General features: G+C 64.4%; 20 protein-coding genes. 10 read left to right on the top strand and 10 right to left on the bottom strand.

Annotation, left to right across the window (positions count from 1 at the left end):
- Position 1 precedes the first annotated feature (1 nt).
- The 3 genes from DBIPINDM_RS16935 to DBIPINDM_RS16925 are packed head-to-tail and all read right to left on the bottom strand — an operon-like array spanning position 2 to position 3,112.
- Positions 2-1,513: an RnfABCDGE type electron transport complex subunit D gene (locus DBIPINDM_RS16935; RefSeq protein ID WP_258588312.1), complete on the bottom strand. Its 1,512-nt coding sequence runs from the start codon at positions 1,511-1,513 to the stop codon at positions 2-4.
- Positions 1,510-2,226 (bottom strand): FAD:protein FMN transferase, encoded by a 717-nt coding sequence (locus DBIPINDM_RS16930; protein WP_258588311.1) that lies wholly within the window; start codon positions 2,224-2,226, stop codon positions 1,510-1,512. Before DBIPINDM_RS16930 ends, DBIPINDM_RS16935 begins: the two co-directional genes overlap by 4 nt.
- Before the next feature lie 31 nt (positions 2,227-2,257).
- On the bottom strand, positions 2,258-3,112 hold the full coding sequence (locus tag DBIPINDM_RS16925) for an FMN-binding protein (protein ID WP_258588310.1): 855 nt from the start codon (positions 3,110-3,112) through the stop codon (positions 2,258-2,260).
- Between the two features lie 248 nt (positions 3,113-3,360).
- On the opposite strand from DBIPINDM_RS16925, the gene DBIPINDM_RS16920 reads away from it, so the two are divergent.
- Positions 3,361-5,100: an FAD-dependent oxidoreductase gene (locus tag DBIPINDM_RS16920; RefSeq protein WP_258588309.1), complete on the top strand. Its 1,740-nt coding sequence runs from the start codon at positions 3,361-3,363 to the stop codon at positions 5,098-5,100.
- A gap of 14 nt (positions 5,101-5,114) precedes the next feature.
- Positions 5,115-5,423: a UBP-type zinc finger domain-containing protein gene (locus DBIPINDM_RS16915; protein WP_015314705.1), complete on the top strand. Its 309-nt coding sequence runs from the start codon at positions 5,115-5,117 to the stop codon at positions 5,421-5,423.
- 86 nt (positions 5,424-5,509) lie between these two features.
- Here DBIPINDM_RS16915 and DBIPINDM_RS16910 read toward each other — a convergent pair whose 3' ends face one another.
- The 6 genes from DBIPINDM_RS16910 to DBIPINDM_RS16885 all read right to left on the bottom strand — a co-directional run bounded on the left by DBIPINDM_RS16910 (position 5,510) and on the right by DBIPINDM_RS16885 (position 10,389).
- Positions 5,510-5,683 (bottom strand): hypothetical protein, encoded by a 174-nt coding sequence (locus tag DBIPINDM_RS16910; protein WP_258588308.1) that lies wholly within the window; start codon positions 5,681-5,683, stop codon positions 5,510-5,512.
- A gap of 161 nt (positions 5,684-5,844) precedes the next feature.
- On the bottom strand, positions 5,845-6,327 hold the full coding sequence (locus DBIPINDM_RS16905) for a DUF2127 domain-containing protein (RefSeq protein WP_258588307.1): 483 nt from the start codon (positions 6,325-6,327) through the stop codon (positions 5,845-5,847).
- 60 nt (positions 6,328-6,387) lie between these two features.
- On the bottom strand, positions 6,388-6,714 hold the full coding sequence (locus tag DBIPINDM_RS16900; protein ID WP_258582457.1) for a hypothetical protein: 327 nt from the start codon (positions 6,712-6,714) through the stop codon (positions 6,388-6,390).
- Positions 6,711-7,817, bottom strand: coding sequence for an IS5 family transposase (locus DBIPINDM_RS16895; protein WP_258584194.1), 1,107 nt, complete (start codon positions 7,815-7,817; stop codon positions 6,711-6,713). The genes DBIPINDM_RS16900 and DBIPINDM_RS16895 overlap by 4 nt, the downstream gene beginning before the upstream one ends.
- Before the next feature lie 304 nt (positions 7,818-8,121).
- Positions 8,122-8,301 carry a hypothetical protein gene (locus DBIPINDM_RS16890; protein WP_258588306.1) on the bottom strand — a complete coding sequence of 60 codons (180 nt, stop codon included), beginning with the start codon at positions 8,299-8,301 and terminating at the stop codon, positions 8,122-8,124.
- Between the two features lie 99 nt (positions 8,302-8,400).
- Positions 8,401-10,389 carry a transcriptional regulator gene (locus DBIPINDM_RS16885; RefSeq protein WP_258588305.1) on the bottom strand — a complete coding sequence of 663 codons (1,989 nt, stop codon included), beginning with the start codon at positions 10,387-10,389 and terminating at the stop codon, positions 8,401-8,403.
- A gap of 247 nt (positions 10,390-10,636) precedes the next feature.
- On the opposite strand from DBIPINDM_RS16885, the gene DBIPINDM_RS16880 reads away from it, so the two are divergent.
- The 3 genes from DBIPINDM_RS16880 (at position 10,637) to DBIPINDM_RS16870 (ending at position 13,651) form a co-directional block, all read left to right on the top strand.
- Complete coding sequence (locus DBIPINDM_RS16880; RefSeq protein ID WP_258588304.1) at positions 10,637-11,725, top strand: PLP-dependent cysteine synthase family protein; 1,089 nt, start codon at positions 10,637-10,639, stop codon at positions 11,723-11,725.
- A gap of 13 nt (positions 11,726-11,738) precedes the next feature.
- Positions 11,739-13,226 (top strand): pyridoxal phosphate-dependent decarboxylase family protein, encoded by a 1,488-nt coding sequence (locus DBIPINDM_RS16875; RefSeq protein WP_258588303.1) that lies wholly within the window; start codon positions 11,739-11,741, stop codon positions 13,224-13,226.
- 68 nt (positions 13,227-13,294) lie between these two features.
- Positions 13,295-13,651 carry a hypothetical protein gene (locus tag DBIPINDM_RS16870; protein ID WP_258588302.1) on the top strand — a complete coding sequence of 119 codons (357 nt, stop codon included), beginning with the start codon at positions 13,295-13,297 and terminating at the stop codon, positions 13,649-13,651.
- Positions 13,652-13,676: 25 nt separating this feature from the next.
- On the opposite strand, the gene DBIPINDM_RS16865 is transcribed toward DBIPINDM_RS16870, so the two are convergent.
- The gene (locus DBIPINDM_RS16865) at positions 13,677-15,194 is read right to left on the bottom strand and encodes a winged helix-turn-helix domain-containing tetratricopeptide repeat protein (RefSeq protein WP_258588301.1); all 1,518 of its coding nucleotides are present in this window, start codon (positions 15,192-15,194) and stop codon (positions 13,677-13,679) included.
- 230 nt (positions 15,195-15,424) lie between these two features.
- Between DBIPINDM_RS16865 and DBIPINDM_RS16860 the strand changes: the two genes are divergently transcribed.
- From DBIPINDM_RS16860 to DBIPINDM_RS16840, 5 genes are all read left to right on the top strand, one after another.
- Positions 15,425-15,673, top strand: coding sequence for a DUF1127 domain-containing protein (locus DBIPINDM_RS16860; protein WP_258588300.1), 249 nt, complete (start codon positions 15,425-15,427; stop codon positions 15,671-15,673).
- Between the two features lie 249 nt (positions 15,674-15,922).
- Positions 15,923-16,294: a hypothetical protein gene (locus tag DBIPINDM_RS16855; protein WP_258588299.1), complete on the top strand. Its 372-nt coding sequence runs from the start codon at positions 15,923-15,925 to the stop codon at positions 16,292-16,294.
- Positions 16,295-16,408: 114 nt separating this feature from the next.
- Positions 16,409-17,035, top strand: a complete 627-nt coding sequence (locus DBIPINDM_RS16850) for a CDGSH iron-sulfur domain-containing protein (RefSeq protein ID WP_258588298.1) — start codon at positions 16,409-16,411, stop codon at positions 17,033-17,035.
- A gap of 303 nt (positions 17,036-17,338) precedes the next feature.
- The gene (locus tag DBIPINDM_RS16845; RefSeq protein ID WP_258588297.1) at positions 17,339-19,381 is read left to right on the top strand and encodes a hydantoinase/oxoprolinase family protein; all 2,043 of its coding nucleotides are present in this window, start codon (positions 17,339-17,341) and stop codon (positions 19,379-19,381) included.
- Positions 19,382-19,647: 266 nt separating this feature from the next.
- Complete coding sequence (locus tag DBIPINDM_RS16840; RefSeq protein WP_258588296.1) at positions 19,648-21,813, top strand: malate synthase G; 2,166 nt, start codon at positions 19,648-19,650, stop codon at positions 21,811-21,813.
- Positions 21,814-21,897: the final 84 nt, after the last annotated feature.

Raw genomic sequence — 21,897 nt, 5'->3', positions numbered from 1 at the left:
CTCAGGCAAAGCCCGGGAAATAATCGACCTTTATCCTCGAACGGCGAACGCCCATGGCCAGCAGCGTGTCGCGCAGCGCCTTGACCATGGCCTGGGGGCCGGAAATGTAGAAGGTCCGCTCCAGACAGTCGGGGATGGCGAGGCGCACCAGCCGCGCGTCGATATAGCCGGGATACTGGCCGCGCTCGGCCCCCCGGGCCACGGCAAAGACTGTCCTGATGCCCAGTTCCCGCCTCGCCTCGCCGAGCACATCGCGATAGGCGATGTCCTGCTGGGTGTCGGCTCCGTAGAGGACGACGATCGGTCGCTTTTCATGGCTGTCAATGAGATATTGCAGCATCGAGCGGAATGGCGTGATGCCGATGCCGCCGGCCAGGAAGGCAATCTTGGTCTGGGGATTGGCCGGCAAGGTGAAGTCGCCCGCCAGTTGGGAGGCGTGGATCGTGCTGCCTGGCTTCATCGTGCCCAGCATCTGCTTGAAAGCGCTCGATTGCGGATAGAACTTGACGCCAAGTCGTATGGATTGCTCCGTGGGCGCCGATGCGACCGTGAAATAGCGGCGGTTGCCGCGATTGTCCGATCGGTCGAGACCAAGCGTCCATTCCAGATACTGTCCTGCCTGGAAGGCAAGCTTTCGCGGTGAGCTGAAGATGAAATCGTAGCTGTCTACGGCCGATTGCTCGATGCGTTCGAGCGTCAGCACGAAACGCCCTTTCGGGCTCACGGCGTAGGCGAAGAGGTTGCCCGCCAGAAGTGCCAGCTCGGGCGTGAAGTAGAGCGAGCCGACATGGATGTTGGGAGCGAACAGAAAGCCGACGATGGCGGCGAAGGCGATGCGCGGCCACCGTGTCGTCGGCGCCGTCAGCGGCTCGGTCAGCATCACGAAGGCGAAGAACAGCAGCGGCGATGAGCCCAGCGTCTCCGTCAACGCGGTGGCGTATTGCGACGGCTCGGTGGTTGCCAGGATTGTCGCCAGCGCGACGACACCGAAGGTGACGACCAGATCGAGCCGGCGCAGCTTGCGCACGATGAGGATGCCGCCGGCAAGCACGACGGGAAGCAATGGCAAATTGCCGCCCACCCACCAGGTAGCCGGCTGGTCGAGAAGCAGCGCCGTCAGCGCCACACCCAGCGCGGCCGGATTGAACAGGTGCGTCCTGCCGATGGCGAGGATGAACTTGGATGAAATCGCCCAGACGCAGGCGAACACCACCGCACCGATCCCCTTGAGGTCCGTTACTGCCACCGGATCGAGGATGAGTGCCAGGATGAGGGCTGTGATGTAGACGGACTCGTTGTTGGCCGGAACCTTGAAGACGGCAGCAAAAACCCTGTTGGTGATCCAGCAGGCGGCCAGCATCAGCCCCGTCGTGAAGGCGAGCGCGACCGGATCATGCGGCACAAGTTTGAAGAAGCCGAGCACAAAGGCCGTGCCCAGCAAGGCGATCAGGTAGTAGAGGACCAGCCGGTACATGGTCTGATGGTCGAGAAACCGGTCGATGGTCTTGATCATGGCTGGCAGAAAGCTCCGAAGCCACTCGTGGGCGTGGCTCGACGGTTGCTGTCGACGGCGTAACCCTCGAGGTCCGGCATCTGTTCGAGAAATAGAATGCCCTCCCGGCCCATGGCGAAGGCGGCGGTGGCGAAACGGTCGGCTTCGAACACATCCGGCCCGATGACGGTCAGGCTGACGATTTCGGTGATCGGATCGCCGGTCCCGAGCGGATTGTAGATGTGCTGCCCGCGCACATAGGTGCCGGAGGTGGCGACGCCGTGTCCGCGCGGATAGACGATCTTGATGATCTCTTCGGCATTGAAGGGATTGCGGACGCCGACGCTCCAGTCGAGGCCCGAAGCATTCCTGCCGCGGGACTGGATGTCGCCGCCCGCCTCGATGAAGAAATCGCCGACGCCGGCCCGCTGAACCATGCCGGCCGCATTGCGGATGGCCCAGCCCTTGACGATGCCGGACGGGTCTAGCGAACCGTCGGGTTTGCGGATATCGAAATATCCGTCCGTCTGGGTTTTCGTCTGTGCGGCAAGCGCCAGAACGTCCATCATCTCGCCGCTCCAGTCGCGGACCGGAAGATTACCCCGGTTAATGGCCGAAATCTCGCTGTCGCTCCTGTAGGTGCTGAAGCGCCGGTCGATGTGCTCGAAGTAGTCGAAGACCGTGTCGACAAGGCCGCTGTCTGAGGCGCCGCCGATGTCGACGGTGATGGGCATGCCCATCAAAATCCTGGTGTCGCGCATGGAACTAGGAGGATGCTTGCTTCAATGCGCCGCCGAGCGACTGTCTGAAGGCCCTGCTGGTCAGCGTGGCGCCCGAAATGATGTCGACATTGGCGCTTTGCGCGCTGATCGCCTCGTCACGCAACATCGGCAGCGCCTGCCTGTTGATGCTGATCGAAGTGCGGCGGTCGGACGGGTATTTCAGCACTTTGAGCGCCGTGAGACGGCCACCCTGGATGGAAGCCTGGATCTGGATGAGGCCGTAATAGGCATCGGCGACAGGGCCGGTGTAGGTGCCGTCGGCAAAGCCATGCCCCGCCGGCTTTGTGCTATTACCCACGGTCGCCTTCATGCCGGCCTTGATGACGCGGACGGGTGCCCGCGGATAGTCCGGCCTCGGCTGGGGAACGGGGATGTAGACGGCCGGGGTTACGGCGAAGGACGCTGCTTGCGGCGCGGCATCGGCGACGAGCTGGGCCGGCGTCTGTTCTGGCGCTGGCGCGGTCGAAAACTGCGGCTGGCTGGCTGCAATTGGCTGCTCCCCGGCGGCTTTGCCGCTTGCCGCTTGCTGCTTCGGGGCGGGCGCGGCGATCGCGCCGGTGATTTCGCTGCCGACTGTGGCCGGTCGGGTTGCCGGCGGCTCAAGCCGCACGCCCTGCCGTTCGATCGCGGGAGCGGTCAAGGCGAATGGCGCAACGGCGCCGGCCCGAGCAGGTGCTGGATCGAGCGGCGTCTGCAACACGCTGTCCTTGGTGGCATTGGCGGGCCCAGCAGCGTCGATCAGGTCGCCGGCAGGACCCTTGCCTGCCTGGTCCCATACATAGGCTACATAGGCGCCTGAGGACGCGATCACGAAAAGGGACAGGGCAATCTGTTTCATGGGCTCGTTCCACCTTGAATCCCGTGCCTGCGAATCGGCTTCGCGGCAATTCGGCGACAATGTCTCACGACGCAGCTGACAATTGGCTGTCAGGCGCTGACGACCCGTCGACAGGACCGATCCTTGAGCCCCCAGTCGTCATCTCGGAACGAACAGGGCGGCGGCGGCCGTCCACCAAACCTCCCCTCGCGGCTAGTCCCTGAACAAACCGCTTCAAACCGAGCCACGGCTTCGCTACGCTTGCGGCCATGTCTCAATCCAGCACAGCAATCTTCGGCGCCCGTCGCGACCAGGCCTTTCCAACGCTCACCGAGGCCGACATCGAGCGCATGCGCCGGTTCGGCGAGGCCAGCGCCTATGCCGCCGGCGAGCACATCATCAAGGCCGGCGATGTCGCGCCCGGCCTGATCGTCGTGTTGTCGGGCAAGGTCGACATCACCCAGGATGGCCTCGGTCGGCGCGAGACGATCGTCACCCATGGTCCGGGCAGCTTCGTCGGCGAGCTGGCGCAGCTTTCGGCCCGCCCCTCGCTGGTCAATGCCGAGGCCGCCGAACCGGTCGAGGCCTTCGTCATCCCCTCGCAGCGGGTGCGCGACCTGATGGTGCAGGAGGCCAATCTAGGCGAGCGCATCATGCGGGCGCTGATCCTGCGCCGTGTCGGGCTCTTGGAAAGCGCCACCAGCGGGCCGATCATCATCGGGCCGCTCGACAATGCCGACGTCTTGCGGCTGCAAGGGTTTTTGGCCCGCAGCGGCCAGCCGCACCGCGTGCTCGATTCCGGCAGCGACCCCTGCGCGAAAACCCTGGTCGAGCGCTTCGACGTCGACCCGCATCATCTGCCGGTCGTGCTGTGTCCGAATGGCAGGCTGCTGATGAATCCCGGCGAGAAGGACCTTGCCCGCTGCATCGGCCTGCTCAGGCCGATCGACGCCGATACGCTGTATGACGTCGCCATCGTCGGCGCCGGCCCGGCGGGGCTGGCGGCCGCCGTCTATGCGGCCTCCGAAGGGCTGTCGACCATCGTGCTCGATTGCCGGGCCTTCGGTGGACAGGCCGGCGCCTCCTCGCGCATCGAGAACTATCTCGGTTTCCCCACCGGCATTACCGGCATGGCGCTGATGGCACGTGCCTACAATCAGGCCCAAAAATTCGGCGTCGAAATGGTGATCCCCGACGAGGCGAAGCTGTTGAGTGCCGCGACCGACAATTCAGGCGCCCGTTATCTGCTGGAGGTCGGCGATGGCGAGACGGTGCGGACGCGCACCGTGGTCATCGCTAGCGGCGCACGCTACCGCCGTCTCGATGTCGCCAACCTGTCGCAGTTCGAGGGAACGTCCGTGCACTATTGGGCCTCGCCCATCGAAGGGCGGCTTTGCGCGGGGCAGGAAGTGGCGCTGGTCGGCGCCGGCAATTCGGCCGGGCAGGCGGCGGTTTACCTGGCCAGCCATGCGCGCAAGGTGGCGCTGCTGGCGCGCGGCGGCAGCCTCGATGCCAGCATGTCGCGCTATCTGGTCGAGCGCATCAAGGCGCAGCCGAACATCGAGGTGCTGACCGAGACCGAAATCGAGGCGCTGGAGGGCGAGAACGGCAATCTTGCCACTGTCCGCTGGCGCAACCGCGTCAGCGGCGAGGAGACGACGCGCCCGATCCGCCATCTCTTCCTGTTCATCGGCGCCGACCCCAACACCGACTGGCTTGCGCAATGCAATGTGGCGCTGGATGCCAAGGGCTTCGTCCGCACCGGATCGGAACTCGGACCGGAGCATGGCCTGATGGAAACCAGCCGCAGCGGCGTTTTCGCCATCGGCGATGTGCGCTGCGGCTCGGTCAAGCGCGTCGCGGCGGCCGTCGGCGAAGGGGCCCAGGTGGTCGCGGCCTTGCATGCTTATCTTGCGCGCGACGGCAGCCAAACCGTCGCGCCCCAAAGCATGATCCCGAAAAGCGGGGATCGGTTTTCGGAAAAAGATCATGCTTCAACGAAGAGATAGTTCAGGAGAGTGTGATGGCGGACGAATGCAAGCATGCGGCTGGGATCAAGGACGTCACGCCCAGCGCGCTCGGCTGCGAGGAATGCCTGAAGAGCGGCTCGTGGTGGGTGCATCTGCGGCTCTGCCGCACCTGCGGCCATGTCGGTTGCTGCGACGACTCGCCCAACCGCCACGCGACAAAACATTTCCACGCCACCAGCCATCCCGTCATCGAGGGCTACGACCCGCCGGAAGGCTGGGGCTGGTGCTATGTCGACGAGGTTTTTCTGGACCTTGGTGACCGCACGACACCGCAGAACGGTCCTATCCCGCGATTTTATTAAGATCACGCGCCGTGCGGTCAGTTTCCGAGGCGCAAAAAAAGCCCGGTTGCCCGGGCTTTTTCGTGCCTGATATCCTGACCTCGCGATCAGTCCCGCTTTGGCGTCACAGGCGCGGGTGTCGGATTGTCGACGCTGTTCTCATTCACCTGGAAGGCTTTGCCATCAACCTTCTTTTTCTTGAGGTCGTCGCCGGTCTCAGGCTGCGGCGGGCGCTTGGGATTTTCTTCGGTGGTTTCGTTGACGTCGAAAGCTCGGGTCATCATGTCCTCCAGGGCTGTCCTGGAAGACAATGTTCGACGGGGCACGGGGTTCCTCGGCAAACAGGGCGCTCCTTGCGATCAGGCGTTTGTAGCCGGACCGCAACAGCGTCTACCGTCGGTCCGTCGGTCCAATTTGTGCCGGCGTTCAGGGAACAGAGACGTCATGCCGGCTTGTGCTGTCGCACGATCCTCCACTCGTGCCAGATCAACACCATGACGACAGCATCGAAGACGGTCAGGACCAGCAGGCCGAATGAATGGGTGTATGAGTAGCGGTAGACCTGGTAGATCATGAACAAGCCCAATGCGGCAAGCGATGCCGGGTACGACCAGAGCTTGCCTCTCAAAAGCCCGACAACCAGGGCCAGCTTTATCAGGCCGTGGCTAAGCAGGTAGAAGGCATAAAACTCCTTGCTGGCGATCGAGAAATGGCTTGCCATCTGCGACAGATGGCCAGCTATGAAGTCGTTCGGATCTTCGATCAATTCCTCTGCGGTGAGGGCATTGACCCAGGAGGCAATGGCATCGGTAGTGACGACATAAAGCAGAATCCCGCCGATGCATTCGATCAGGGCATGCGCGCCCTTCAGCCATACGCTGACTTCGAAGATCTGATGGATGCGGTGTTCATCGACAAGCTTCAAGAATCCACCTCACAACCAACCAGGGAAACCCATGCCAATGGATGTCGCTTTAGAGACGCGTTAGCAGGCTGTTGAAGAAGTGCACTTGCGAGCGACGAAGTCAGCTTCGTCGCCGCCATGGAAGCAGATTTGTCCGTTGATGGAGCCGTCTGGTTGGATTTCAGCCCAGCCATTGCCCTGGGCTTCGTCCATTTCGTCATTGCCTTGCCAGGAGAAGGCGACATCGTTGCCGTCGCCCGCGCCGATGATCTGCCCGGTGACGCAGCCGAAGGCGAATTCCCCGGAGCCATCGGCCGCGAACTCAATGTAGGCGGGCTCCATCATGTCGCGATAGTCCTCGACATAGTCGGGCATCGCGACAATCCGCCAGCGGCCGGTGAGGCTCATACCGGCGCTGCCAGCAGCTTGGGCAAGCGGACCAGATTGTAGGCCGCCAGGTTCAAGGTGAAGGCCGCGCCCACACGGGCGCATCCTCGCAGCTTGACCTTGGCCATGCCGGCCGAGGCCTTGATCCAGCCAAACACTTCTTCGATCCGCTTGCGGCAGCGCTGGCTGACCGCATAGCCGGCATGGGAGCGCGTGCGACCATCGATCGCCGTCACGCGAGGCTTGCCGGTTTTGCTCAGATGGCCGTCGATGGCGATGTGCGGCGTGATCTTGCGCTCGCGCAGATCCCTGATGAAAGCGCGCACGTCATAGGCCTTGTCGGCACCCAGTGTGATGCGCCGCCGCGACGGTCTGCGGTCCAACATGGCGAGCGCGGCATCACGCTCGCTCGTGCCCGTGGCCTGGGTGATGCCGCCATCGACCGCCAGCCCATGGCGGTTCTCCATCAGCGCATGCCCCATGTAGCAGAGCTTCGCCGGCTGCCCGTCGCCCTTCTTGTAGAGCCGCGCCTGCGGGTCGCTCGTGCTCTGGTGTGTGTCGTTGGAGCGCTTCTCCTTATGAAAGCCACGCTCGGCATTGCGACCTGCTCCATCCGGACCGTTGTCGTCTCCGTCTTTGCGGCGGAAGCTCTTGATCGAAGCCCAGGCCTCGATCAGCGTCCCGTCCACCGAGAAGTGATCCGACGACAAAAGCCGCTTCACCTTTGGCTGCGCCAGCACAGCGCGCAGAAACTTTGCCGCGATCTCACCTTCCAACAGCCGATCCCGGTTCTTGGTGAAGCTCGAATGATCCCAGGCCGGATCGTCAACGCCAAGCCCCACGAACCAGCGAAACAGAAGATCAAACTCCATCCGCTCCATCAACTGACGTTCCGAACGAATGCCGTAGAAGGCCTGCAACAGCATCGCACGCAGCAACCGTTCCGGGGCGATCGACGGGCGGCCGAGCCCGGGTGGATAAAGCACCGCAAAATCGCCATCCATCGCGACAAGAGCCGCGTTAACGATCTCCCGTATCACCCGCAGCGGATGATCACGTCGAACCCGCGCCTCAAGATCGACATACGAAAACAGAGAGCCTGTCCGTTCGTCCGAGCCGCGCATCCACAAATCCCCAAATCATCCGGGGAGAAGTGAATCACGCTCCAAACAACCGCGCCAGCACTTCTTCAACAGCCTGTTAGAGCAATTCCAGGAAAAATGTGAACGATTTTCCGTCTGGAATTGCGTCAAAACAAGGAGCGGGTCGCCGTTTCCGTGAAACGGTGAACAGCTCCAGGGAGCGCAATCGAGCTGTTTCCACGTTACGGGACGCGGCTTCAGAATCCGCTCGCGAAGTATCGATACCCCAGCCATCCCGCCAGGTCGGGGCTTCCCGACAGGCGCTCAGAGCCGACTGTTGCTCCTTTTATCGCACGGACCCTGTGACCGTCCGGTCGACATCGGGAACGGATTTGCGGTCGTTCCCGGCAAGGGCGGCGATGATCAGCAGGCTGGCGACCACCGGGACGAACAGGATGGCGACACGGGCCTGTACATAAAAAATGGCGCGCCATTCGTTGCTGCGCTTGTCGGGGCTGTCGCTCATCATACTCACTTTGCCATGGACCCCCCGGGGAGGTCACATAGAGGTGAACGGTTAAGCAACTCCTTCCGACTTCGTTAACGAGTGGGCTCAAGCGCGAAATCAGCTGAGCCCGATCCGCCTTGCGCCTTGCCGGAACAGCGCCTCGGCGTCGGGGTCGAAGCGGAAGGTGCCGATGAAATCGTCGGCGCGATAGTCCGGCAATGTCTTGCGGATGGCGGCGGCAAAGCCGCGCGCCTCGTCGAGCCGGCCGGCCAGCGCCAGGCAGTGCGCGGCGATCGCCAGGATGATGGTGTGGGCATTCGGCCTTGCCGCCGCTTTCAGCGCCCATTCGGCAGCTTCCTCGAACTGGCCGAGCCGGACATGCGACATGGCGCGTGCGCCCATCATACCAAACAGCAGCGGGTCGAAGGGGCTGAGATGGCGTGAATGGTCGGACGAGCCGATCGCCGCTTGCGGATCGCCCGACTGCGAATGGACGAAGGACAGCGCGTAATGGCCGAGCGCGAAATTCGGGCTGAGATCGACCGCCCGTTCCAGTTCGGAGAGCGATCCGTCGTGTTCGCCACGCAGCCACAGCGCCCGGCCCATTGCCCAGTGCGCGGCCGGATTGTGGTCGTCGATAAGCAGGCTGTGGCCGGCGCTCTCATAGGCCAGCGCGCTTTCGCGGTCGCGGTCGCCCCAGCGCTGGAAGGCATTCTGCCAGTGGGTGAAGGACAGGCCGGCATAGGCGCGGGCAAAGGTCGGGTCGAGCAGCAAGGCCTTGTCGAAGAAATGCCGCGCCTGCTCGTTCTCGGCCTGGGTGAAGCGGTACATGTGCCAGAGGCCGCGATGGTAGGCCTCCCAGGCATTGAGCGAGTTGGGCGCCTTCAGCATGGCGCGGTTGCGCTCGACCGTTTCGATCTCGGCCGAGATCGACGACACGATGCTGTCGCCGATATCGTCGAGCACGGTGAAGAGGTCGTCGGGCCGGCGCTCGAACGTTTCGGCCCAGACGATCCTGGCCGTGCGCACCTCGACGAGTTCGACGCTGACAATCAGGCGGCCGGGCGTGCTGCGCACGGTGCCCGTGGCGACATAGTCGACGCCAAGTTTTCTGCCGGCTTCCTCCGGCGCGATGGTCGTCTGCGCCAGCGCGAATACCGATCCGCGCGCGATGACGAAGAAATCGCGGAGCTTGGCGAGACGGGTGATGATGTCGTGGGTGAAACCGTCGGCCAGCCCGCCGCGCCCACCGCTTTCCTCGACAAACGGCATCACCGCCAGCGACGCCTGGCTTGGCTCGATCGTGCCGACATCATCTGATGTGGCGACCAATTGCGGTAGTGTGGACAGGCCGGCCGGTTGCGCCTTGGGCGAGGTGCCGGACTGTTGGTCACGGATTGCCTGCCAGGCCGCGCGAAGCGGGGCGAAGTCCAGTTCTTCCGACTGGAACAGGCGAGCCGCCGAAGCCAGATGCGCCTCGGCCGCGCCCATGGCGCCGCGCTCCGCCAGGTTGGACAGCAAGGCCAGATGCGCGCGCGTGTCGAATGGCGCCAGCTCGACCCATTTGTCGAGATGCGTGGACATTTCGGGCGAGCCCGCCGGATGGTTGACGGCAAGCTGTTCCAATACGGCGGCGTGGCACGCCTGAAAACGGCGGCGCTGGGCGACCAGCCAGCTGTTGAAATGCGGGCTTCGCTCCAGCTCCAGCCCGTCAAGCAGATCGCCGGCGAAGAGTCCGGCCAACGCGCGCAGCCCCTCCACATCAAGCGTGGCGATCCCTTGCGTGGCGGCATGGCTGATCTCCAGCGCATCGACAAGGCAGCCGTCGATATCGAGCGCGACCGTATCGCCCTGCGTGGTGACCCGGCGCCGGTCCGGCGTGTCGAGTACGCCGCGCAGCTTGCTCAGGCACCAGCGCAACTCGCCGCGGGGATCGTTGGGCACATCCCACAACAGCTCGCACAGGCGGCTGCGGCTCACGGCGTGCGGCGCCAGCGCCAGATAGGCCAGGAGTGCGCGCACCTTGCGCGACGCCGGCAGTCCCACCGCCACGCCGTCACGCACGATTTCCAGCGGGCCAAGCAGGCGCACGGACAGGCGTGGCATGTCGCCGTCCAGCCTCGATGGTGCGGATTCCACGTCCGTTTCCACGCCTGCTCCCACGCTGGCCTGTCGGCCCTTGCTGTATCACCAAACACGACGCGGCGCATCCGGCGGCGCATTTCGCGCCGGGCATCGCAATCGCCGCTTCGTCGGCAGTCAGTCCTAACGCGGCCATGTCTCGAAACCTCGCCGCCCAAGCCTCCGGTTTGTAACCGGCCTGTGAAGATGAACACGATCGAGGAGATCAACGATGTTGAACAAACAGAAAATCAGGACCACGGCCGGGCGCGGCCGCCTGTTCGACAGCATTCTGGATACGGTCGGCGACACGCCGGTGATCCGCATCAACAATCTCGCACCGGCCCACGCGACGATCTATGTCAAGGCCGAGTTCTTCAACCCAGCCGCCTCGGTGAAGGACCGGCTGGCGCTCAACATCATCGAGGAAGGCGAGCGCAGCGGCGCGTTGAAGCCCGGCCAGACCGTGGTCGAGGCGACCAGCGGCAACACCGGCATCGGCCTCGCCATGGTCTGCGCGCAAAAGGGCTATCCGCTGGTTGTCACCATGGCCGACAGCTTTTCCGTCGAGCGCCGCAAGCTGATGCGCATGCTGGGCGCCAAGGTGGTGCTGACGCCGCGCGCCGAAAAGGGTTTTGGCATGTACAAGAAGGCGGTGGAGCTGGCTGAGGCCAATGGCTGGTTCCTCGCCCGCCAGTTCGAGACCGCCGCCAACGCCGCCATCCATGAGGCGACCACGGCGCGCGAGATCGTCAATGATTTCGCCGGCTCGCGGCTCGACTGCTTCGTCACCGGTTATGGCACCGGCGGCACCGTGGTCGGCGTGGCGCGCGTGCTGCGCCGTGAGCGGCCGGAGACCCGCATCGTACTCTCCGAACCGGCCAATGCGCAACTTGTCGGCAGCGGCAAGGCGCAGCAGCGCGGTGCGCACGGCGCCCCTGCCGCCAGCCATCCGGCCTTCGAGCCGCATCCCGTCCAGGGCTGGACGCCGGACTTCATCCCCAATGTCTTGCAAGAGGCAATCGACAGCAGCCTCTATGACGAGGTGATGCCGATTGCCGGGCCCGAAGGCATCAAATGGGCCAAGGCATTGGCGCAGAAGGAAGGCATCTTCACCGGCATTTCCGGCGGCGCCACCTTCGCCGTGGCGCGGCAGGTCGCGGAAAAGGCGCCGGCCGGATCGGTGATCCTGTGTATGCTGCCCGACACCGGCGAACGCTATATGTCGACGCCGCTGTTCGACGGCATCGAGGCCGAGATGGATGCCGACGAGACGGCGCTGTCGCGCTCGACGCCCGGCTGCCAGTTCCCGGCGGTTTGACGGGAGACCGGTCATGGATATCGCGCAGGAAACCCCTGGCACGGTGACTGAGGAAACGCTTGACCCCGCCGACTGGGCCGCTGTCCAGGCCCTGTCGCACCAGGTCATCGACGATGCCGTCGACTACCTGCGCCATGTCAGGGACCGCCCGGCCTGGCGTCCGATGCCGGCGGATGTGCGAGAAGCCTTCGCGGCACCCTTGCCGCGATCACCGGCGCCGCTGGCCGCTGTCTACAGCGAGGTCTCGCGCACGGTGATGTCCTATCCGATGGGCAACATCCATCCGCGCTTCTGGGCCTGGTATATGGGGTCGAGCAACTTCACCGGCGCGCTCGGCGACTTCCTGGCGGCAATCCAGGGGTCCAATCTCGGCGGCGGCAACCATGCCGCCGGGTTGATGGACAGCCAGGTGGTGAACTGGTGCAAGCAAATGCTGGGCTTTCCGGCCTCCGCCTCCGGTACGCTGGTCAGTGGCGGCTCGATGGCCAACATCATCGGGCTGACCGTGGCGCGCAACACCAAGGCCGGCATCGATGTGCGCGAGCACGGCGTCGTCGCCATCGAAAAGCCGCTGCGCTTCTATGGCTCGGACCAGATCCACTCCTGCCATCGCAAGGCGATGGAAGCGCTCGGCCTCGGCAACCGGGCGCTGCGCCGCATCCCGACCGACGCCGGCCTGCGCATCGACATACCAGCCTTGCGAACGGTGATCGCAGAGGATCGCGCGGCCGGTTTCAAACCCGCCTGCGTCATCGGCAATGCCGGCACGGTCAACACCGGCGCGATCGACGATCTGCGGACGCTCGCCAAACTCGCACACGAGGAAGACCTCTGGTTCCATGTCGACGGCTGCATCGGCGCGCTGATCGCGATTGCGCCTGACAATGCGCATCGCGTTGCCGGCATCGAATGGGCGGATTCGGTCGCGCTCGATCCGCACAAATGGCTGCATGCGCCGTTCGAGGTCGGCTGCGCCCTGGTCAGGGATGCCATCGCGCATCGCCGGACCTTCGCGGTGACGCCGGAATATTTGGAATCGATGCCGCGCGGCCTTGCTTCCGGCGACTGGCTGCACGACTACGGCCTGCAGACCTCGCGCGGCTTTCGCGCGCTCAAAGTGTGGATGGCGCTGAAGGAACATGGCGTCGACAAATTCGGCCGCCTGATCGACCAGAACATCGCACAAGCCTTCTATCTCGCCGGGCGGATCGAGGCCGAGCCTTCGCTGGAACTGGCGTTGCCGCCGACCATCAACATCGTCTGCTTCCGCTACCAGCCGGGCCTTGCCGGCGAGACTCTGAAGGGGCTCAACACCGAGATCATGCTGCGGCTGCAGGAACAGGGCATTGCCACCCTCTCCGACACCACCGTGCATGGCGAGCATTGGCTGCGCGTGGCGATCACCAACCATCGCACAAGGCGCGACGACCTCGACCTTCTGGTGCGGGAAACAATACGGCTGGGGCGAGAGATCGCGGTGCAAGAACCTTCCGGGAAATAGGTCAAAAACGCGAGCGACAGCCATGGGCGGCCATGCGACTCTGCGGCGGTGATTCGGGAGGTCCGACCGTGACGCTGTTTCGTATGTCCGTGCTCGCGGCACTGGTCTGCACCAATTCGGCCCAAGCCGCCGACATGGCTTTCTTCGTCAAGAACCTGCGCAAGGAGGCGGTGGCGGTCGAATTGTTCAGCCGCGACCGCGAGACGGTCTGGCCGGGCAATGACAAGGTGTTCATGATCGACCCGAACTCCCAGAAATCGGTGCCGCTGTCCTGCAATCAGGGCGAGCGCATCTGCTATGGTGCCTGGGTCGACGGCAATGACCAGATCTCGGCCGGTGTCGGGCCTGATAACGACCAGCCTTGCGACAACTGCTGCTTCATCTGCGTGGAGCACACGACCGAGACGATCGATCTGGTGCCGTGATTGGGGCCTCTACGCCCGCGGCAGATCACTCCGGCAGGCCGGCCTTGCGGAAGCCATCGACGAAATGATCGAGTATCGCTGCGTCACGGAATGGCTCGGTCCAGACCCAGTAGCGGGTTGTGAAATGCGGGTTGCCGACGAGGAACAGTTCGACCTCCGCGCGTGCCTCGTCGAGCCGGCCGAGCTGGGCCAGGCTTGCCGCCAGGAAACGGCGTGAGCTTGTCCGATAGGTCTCGTCCCGGCGCAAGGTCTCGACGGCGGCCTCGTAGTCGCGCGCCGCATACTGCGCCTGGCCAAGGGTAAGATAATACCAGCTTGCCGGAAACGGGTTCAGCCGGAACGCCTTGCGGATCTGCTCGAGGCCCTCCGCGACCCGCCCGGCCAGCGTCGAGATGTCGGCTAGTGTCGCCCAGGCGTCGGCCTCGTTCGGGTCGAGTTCGAACGCCCTGGCGAACTCCACATCCGCCTCTTCGAAGCTGTGCTCATAGGCAAGCAAATTGCCGAGCACCCAGCGGCAGCCGGCGTCGTTGGGATCGATCGTCACGGCCTTGCGCGCCAATTCCAGGGCAATACGACGGTTGGGCTCAACCGGCTCGCCCCAATGCACCCATCCCATCCAGTGGTTCATGGCAAGCCAGCGATAGGCCTCGGCGTAGTCCGGATCCAGCGCAAGCGCACGCGTCAGCATCAGATGCGCTTCCCGTGCCGTCTGCGGCGAACCGTCGATCAGCTTTCGCGCCCGCACGCAGAGATCGTAGGCCTCCAGATTGTTGGGCCGATTGCGCGGCGGCGGCGCGCGCAGCCGGCCGAGCAGCGCCTCCACGATCTTGGCCGTGGCCTCGTCCTGAACGGCAAAGATATCGTCCAGGCCGCGATCGAAGCGTTCGGCCCACAAATGCTCGCCGCTCACAGCGTCGACCAGCTGTGCGTTGATGCGCACGCGCCCCGCGGCGCGTCTGGCGCTGCCCTCCAGGAGGTAGCGCACGCCAAGCTCCTCGGCGATCGCGCGCACATCCATCGCCTTGCCCTTGTAGGCAAAGGTCGAGTTGCGGGCGATAACGAACAGGCCCGAGGCCCTGGACAGGTCGGTGATCAGATCCTCGGTCAACCCGTCGGCGAAGGCCTCCTGCTCGGGGTCGTTGCTGAGGTTGACGAAGGGCAGCACCGCTATCGATGGTTTGTCGGGCAGCGGCAAATGTTTTCGCTTCGCGCGGTCGAGCTGTTCGATGGCACCGGTGAAGCGGTAGCCGACGCGCGGAACCGTTGATATCCATTCACCTCCGTCGGCGGGCGGACCAAGCAGCTTGCGCAGCTGCGCGATCTGGACGGTGAGGTTGCCTTCCTCGACCGCCGTGCCCGGCCACGCCGCGTCCATCAGCTCGGCCTTCTCCAGGATTTCGCCGGGCCGTCCGACGAGCGCCGCAAGCAGCTTCAGCCCGCGGTAGCCGACGGCAACGGGATCGTCGTTCCGAAGCAGCGTTCCCGCACCCGGATCAAGCACGAACGGACCAAAGGCAAAGCGCGATCCCTGCATAGGGCGCATCTATAGAGCAATTCGAGGAAAAGTGTGAGGCGGTTTGCCGGGAAAAGCGCCTGGCGCTTTGCCTTGGGAATGACGTCAAAACAAAGAGTTAGAGCCCATTTGGAACTTTTGAGAACTATTTGGGAGGGCTTAATTACGGCGCCGTCCATATCCTGCAGAATTCAACCTCATTCAGGTCGAGGGCTGCCCATTCCCAATCCGTATGGGCCCCAAACCACATGGAGGTTGCCATGACCAATATCCTTGCATCGGCCCCGCATCAGGCAGTGCGGCGGGGAACGCCCGCCGGGAAGGCGTCGCGCCGGCGCTCTAGCCTTGCCGGCCTGCGAAACACCATCGCGGCCTGGCGCGAACGGGCCCACTTTCGCTGGGACCTCAAGCGAATCTCGGACACCAATCCGCACCTGATCGACGATATCGGCCTGACCAGACGGCAGGTCGATGAAGAGATCGCCAAGCTGCCCTTCTGGCAACGCTAATGCATGTCGCCCAAAAGTGATCTCGGTTTTGGGAAGACGACATGCATAAAGACCAAAGGCCTAAAGCGCGACGCATGAGTCCGTTTCGACGCGCCGCGCTTTAGGGCGAAGGCTGCAATGACGCCGGTTCACCAGTTTGCTCGCGCGATTATATCAGGGATTGTCGCCATCATCCCTTTAGCGCCCGCCCGTCTCATGGCATGATCCCCTCCATCGGCCGTGGGGGCCGATTCTTCATCGGGGGTTTCCATGTCTTTCACGTCCGCGCGCCGGCTCGCCGCCGCGTTTTCGCTTGCCGTCCTGTTTGCGTCTGCCGCCCATGCCGGCGACGTCACCTTCACCGTCAAGAACAGCCATCCCAATGCCATGCGCCTGGAGCTCTACAGCCAGGACCGCGACTATGTCTGGCCGGGCGATGGCAAGGACTTCTATCTCGACGATGGCGAGACCAAGTCGTTGCCGATCTCCTGCAATGAGGGTGAATCGATCTGCTACGGCGCCTGGGTCGACGGCGACGAGGGCACCTATTGGGGCGTCGGCCCCGGCAACAAGGAAAAATGCGACGACTGCTGCTACACCTGCAGCGGCGGCGAGACCGAGGAGATCAATCTCGTCCCCTGACCGGTTTGCCAGCTTGACGGGTTTCCTGTTCGAGCCATAGCCTGCTCAAACACCCAAAGCGCGCCGCGTCTGTGCATTCAGGCGCGCCGCGCTCCAGGCAACAGGAGCACCGCGATGGCCGGCATGGTCGAAAGCGAGAAGATCGACGTCGGATTTTCCGGCAAGCGCTGCATCCATTCGCGCAATTGCGTGCTCGGCGATCCGCATGTCTTCGTGCCCAACGCGCCGGGCCAATGGATCCACCCCGATGCGGCAAGCGTCGAGAAGGTGGTGGCAATCGCCGAAAACTGCCCCTCGGGCGCCATCACCTATGTCAGGAAGGATGGTGGGCCTCAGGAACAGCCGCCGGTGGTCAACACCGTGCGGCTGCGCGAAAACGGCCCGCTCGCCGTTCACGCCGAGATCGTGCTCAACGACGAAACCTTTTATCGCGCCACGCTCTGCCGCTGCGGCGCTTCGGAAAACAAGCCGTTCTGCGATGGCAGCCATACCAAGGCCGGCTTCACCGCCACAGGCGAACCGGCGCTGAAGGACACGCCGGCGCTCGAAGCGCGCAATGGCCCGCTGAAAGTGACGCCGACCACCAACGGCCCGCTCAAGCTCGAGGGCAATGTCGAAATCGTCACCGGCACCGGTCATACGATCGACCGCTCCCAACGCACCTTCCTCTGCCGCTGCGGCCACTCGGCCAACAAGCCGTTTTGTGATGGGTCGCATAAGCGGGTGGGGTTTGTGGGGTAGGCGTTTAGGTCGGCGGGACAGCACCCCCCTCTGGCCTGCCGGCCATCTCCCCCGCAAGGGGGGGAGATTGGCAGCTTCGCTGGCGGTGCCATTTTTGCGACGTTGAAGGTTGGCGAAAGCGGAGATGACATCTGATCTCCCCCCTTGCGGGGGAGATGCCCGGCAGGGCAGAGGGGGGCTGTCCCGCCGGCCTTGCTTGTTCGCCAAAGCAACCACGTCTCCCTTGGCCCAGCGCTCGCGGCTTTATCGCCCGCTCCGTATCGGCTAATGGGCAGGGGCAGATAAATCGGACCGCCATCAGTAATGACCGCCAAGACCAAGCCAAAACCACTGTTCCTCGGCATCGACACCGGCGGCACCTATACCGATGCCGTGCTGTGGTCTGAAACCGAAGGCCCACAGCAGGGGCCGAACAAGGGCAAGGTGCTGGCCAAGGCCAAGGCGCTGACCACGCGGCATGATCTGGCGGTCGGCATTTCCGGCGCGGTCGACGCGGTGCTCGAAAAGGCCGGTACCGATCCGGCCGCGATCAAACTGGTGTCGATGTCGACGACGCTTGCCACCAATGCGCTGGTCGAGGGTCAGGGCGGCCGCGTGGCGCTGGTCATGATCGGCTTTTCCGAAGCCGACCTCGCCCGCGACGGGCTGAAGACGGCGCTCGGCACCGATCCGGTGGTGTTTTGCCCGGGCGGCCACGACGTCCACGGCAATGCCGCCAGGCTCGACCTGTCCGGGCTTGAGGCCGCCTTGCCGGAACTCGGCGCCTCGGTGTCCGGCTTTGCCGTCTGCGCCTATTTCGCCACCCGCAACCCGGCGCATGAAATCACCGCGCGCGAGCTGATCCGCGACAAGACCGGCCTGCCTGTCACCGCAAGCCACGAACTGTCGGCCAAGCTCGGTGGCCCGCGCCGTGCGCTGACGACGCTGCTCAACGCCAGGCTGATTTCGATGATCGACCGGCTGGTGGCGGCGACCGAAGGGTTTTTGGAAGCCCGCGACATCGCTGCCCCCTTGATGGTGGTGCGCGGCGATGGCGCCCTGGTCTCGGCGGCGTTCGCGCGCCAGCGGCCGATCGAAACGATCCTCTCCGGTCCGGCCGCCAGCCTGGTCGGTGCCCGCCATATGACCGGGCTCGACAATGCCGTGGTGTCCGACATCGGCGGCACCACCACCGATGTCGCGGTGCTCGACAAGGGCCGGCCGCGGCTTGACCCGGAAGGCGCCACCGTCGGTGGCTTCCGCACCATGGTCGAGGCGGTCGCCATGCGCACCTTCGGCCTCGGCGGCGATTCCGAAGTGGCGCTGGAAGATGGCGCGCTCAACCCGAAAATCCTGCTCGGCCCGCGCCGCCTGGTGCCATTGGCGCTGGCCGGCATGGCGCATGGTGACGCCGTCAAATCGGAGCTCGAACGTCAGTTGCGGGCGCCGAACCCCGGCCGCATGGATGGCCGCTTCGCGGTGCGCACCGGCGTACCGGACAGGCTTGCAGCGGGTCTCACCGCTCCGGAAGCACGACTTTACGAGGCGATCGGCGCGACCCCGCTTGCCCTCGACAGGCTGCTGACATCGAATGCCCAGAACGCAACCTTGAACCGGCTGGTTTCGCGCGGGCTGGTGCATATCTCAGGCTTCACCCCGTCGGACGCTGCACATGTGGTTGGCAAGCAGGCCAACTGGGATGCTGCCACCGCCCGCCTTGGCGCCGAGCTGTTCGCCCGCAAGCGCGATGGCCGTGGCCAGCCCATTGCGGCATCACCGGAGGTGATCTCGGAGCGGGTGCTGGTGACGCTGACGCGCTGGTCGGCCGAATACATCCTGGAAACCGCCTTCGCCGAGGACGGGCTCGATGGCGCCGCGACGGTGGCGCACGCACTGGTGCAGCGCGCTGTCGACGCCCACCCCGGCATCGCTCGCCTCAGCGTCGCGCTCGACCGCCCGGTCATCGGCCTCGGCGCCTCGGCGCCGCTGCACTATGCCGGCCTGGCGCCCCTGGTCGGCAATGACTGCGTGGTGCCGGAAGATACCGATGTCGCCAACGCGCTCGGCGCTGTCGTCGGCCAGGTCAGGGTCTCGGCCGAGGCGCGGGTCAGCCAGCCCAAGGAAGGGCTGTTCCGGCTTGCCTCGGGCGAGACGGTGCGCGATTTCCTCGACGAGGCGGCGGCGATCGCGGCCGCCGAGGCCGATGTGCGGGCGATTGTCGCCCAGCGCGCCAAGGACGCCGGCACCGACAGCGCCGAGATTGATGTCGCGACGGAGTTCAGGGTTTCGACCGTCGAAGCCCAGCGCATGTTCATCGAGGCGCATGTCGTAGCGGTGGCCTCGGGACGGCCAAGGATCGCGGTGTAGCTTCTTCCTTCTCCCCGTTCACGGGGAGAAGGTGCCCGAAGGGCGGATGAGGGGCAGCGCCGACGAAATGCTGTTTCACTGTGCGGCCACTTCGACCTACACCGAGCCGCCCCTCATCTGGCTGCCGCCATCTTCTCCCCGTAAACGGGGAGAAGGACGCAGCTTCGCCAACCTTGCCTAAATGGCCCCTTCACCTTAAGCCGAATTGACCCTGCAAACCCGACATGCCAAAGGCCCGCCCGAGCCTTTCGTCTGGAGACAAGCTTATGACCGATCGCATCGAGATCGCCGGATTGCGGATTGCCCGCGAGCTGCATGAGTTCGTGGCCAAGGAAGCACTGCCCGGCACCGGCATCGCGGCCGATGCGTTCTGGGACGGTTTTTCGGCCATCGTCCACGATCTTGCGCCGAAAAACCGCGCACTGCTGGCAAAACGCGACGCCATGCAGGAAAAGCTCGACGGCTGGTATCGCGACAACGGCGCGCCCATCGACATGGAGGCCTACAAGGGCTTCCTCAAGGAGATCGGCTATCTCGTTCCCGAGGGGCCGGCCTTCACCGTGTCGACCGAGAATGTCGATCCAGAAATCGCCGTCGTTGCCGGGCCGCAGCTGGTCGTGCCGGTCATGAATGCGCGCTATGCGCTGAATGCCGCCAATGCGCGCTGGGGTTCACTCTACGACGCGCTCTACGGCACCGATGCCATTCCCGAAACGGGCGGCGCTGAAAAGGGCAAGGGTTTCAATCCGGCGCGCGGCGCCAAGGTCGTGGCCTGGACGAAGACTTTTCTCGATGAGGCTGCTCCACTCACCTCAGGCAAATGGGCCGGGGTGAACGGCCTTTCGGTGGCGCATGGCGCGCTGCGGCTGAGTGCCGGTGCCGGCTCGACGACGCTGGCCGATCCCAGGCAATTCGCCGGCTATCGCGGCGATGCCGCCAACCCCGATGCTGTGCTGCTGGTCAGGAACGGCCTGCATATCGAGATCGTCATCGACCGCAACAACCAGATCGGCCGCACCGATCCGGCCGGCATTGCCGATGTCATCCTGGAATCGGCGCTGACCACCATCCAGGACTGCGAGGATTCGGTCGCGGCGGTGGATGCCGAAGACAAGGTCGTCGTCTACCGCAACTGGCTCGGCCTGATGAAGGGCGATCTGGCCGAAGAGATCAGCAAGGGCGGCAAGAGTTTTGTCCGCAAGCTCAATCCAGACCGCGCCTACACGGCGCCTGCCGGCGGCCAGCTCACCGTGCCCGGCCGCTCGCTGATGCTGGTCAGGAATGTCGGCCACTTGATGACCAATCCGGCGATCCTGGACCGCGACGGCAACGAAGTGCCCGAAGGCATCATGGACGCGGCGATGACGGCGCTGATCGCGCTGCACGATGTCGGAGCGAAGGGACTGCGGAAAAACTCCCGTGCCGGCTCGATGTATGTGGTGAAGCCGAAGATGCACGGGGCGGAGGAAGTCGCCTTCGCCGTTGAGATCTTCGATCGCGTCGAAGCGCTGCTCGGCATGGCGAAGAACACCATCAAGATGGGCATCATGGATGAGGAACGGCGCACCACCGTCAACCTCAAGGAGGCGATCCGGGCCGCAAGGGAGCGCGTGGTGTTCATCAACACCGGCTTCCTCGACCGCACTGGCGACGAGATCCACACCTCGATGGAAGCCGGCCCGATGATCCGCAAGGGCGACATGAAGCAGGCCGCCTGGATTTCCGCCTATGAGGCCTGGAATGTCGACACCGGGCTCGAATGCGGGCTCGCCGGCCACGCCCAGATCGGCAAGGGCATGTGGGCGATGCCGGATTTGATGGCGGCGATGCTGGAACAAAAGATCGCCCACCCCAAGGCCGGTGCCAACACCGCCTGGGTGCCGTCGCCGACGGCGGCGACGCTGCATGCCACGCATTATCACAAGGTCGACGTGCATGCCGTGCAGGCGGCGCTGAAGAGCCGGCCGAAGGCGAAGCTCGACGACATTCTGTCGGTGCCGGTCGCGGTGCGGCCGAACTGGACACCGGACGAGATCCAGCGCGAGCTCGACAACAATTCGCAAGGCATTCTGGGTTACGTCGTGCGCTGGATCGACCAGGGCGTCGGCTGCTCGAAAGTGCCCGACATCAACGATGTCGGCCTGATGGAAGACCGCGCCACGCTGCGCATCTCCTCGCAGCACATCGCCAACTGGCTGCGTCACAAAGTGTGCTCGGAAATCCAGGTGCGGGATTCGCTGCAGCGCATGGCGGCGATCGTCGACCGCCAGAATGTCGGCGATCCGCTCTACCGTCCGATGGCGCCGGATTTCGACACGTCCATCGCGTTCCAGGCCGCCTGCGACCTGGTGTTCAAGGGCACCAGCCAGCCCAATGGCTACACCGAACCGGTGCTGCACGCGCGGAGATTGGAACTGAAGGCGAAGGGCTGAACGGGCAAGAGCAGTGGATCGAAGGGCGTCGCATTGAGCCGCCGCGATCACTATTCATAGGTCGGCGCTGCCCCTCATTGCCCT

This window comes from Mesorhizobium sp. AR02 (assembly GCF_024746835.1).
Lineage (GTDB): Bacteria > Pseudomonadota > Alphaproteobacteria > Rhizobiales > Rhizobiaceae > Mesorhizobium.
The sequence above is the reverse complement of the archived record's forward strand: the minus strand, read 5'-3'. Positions and strand labels throughout refer to the sequence as shown.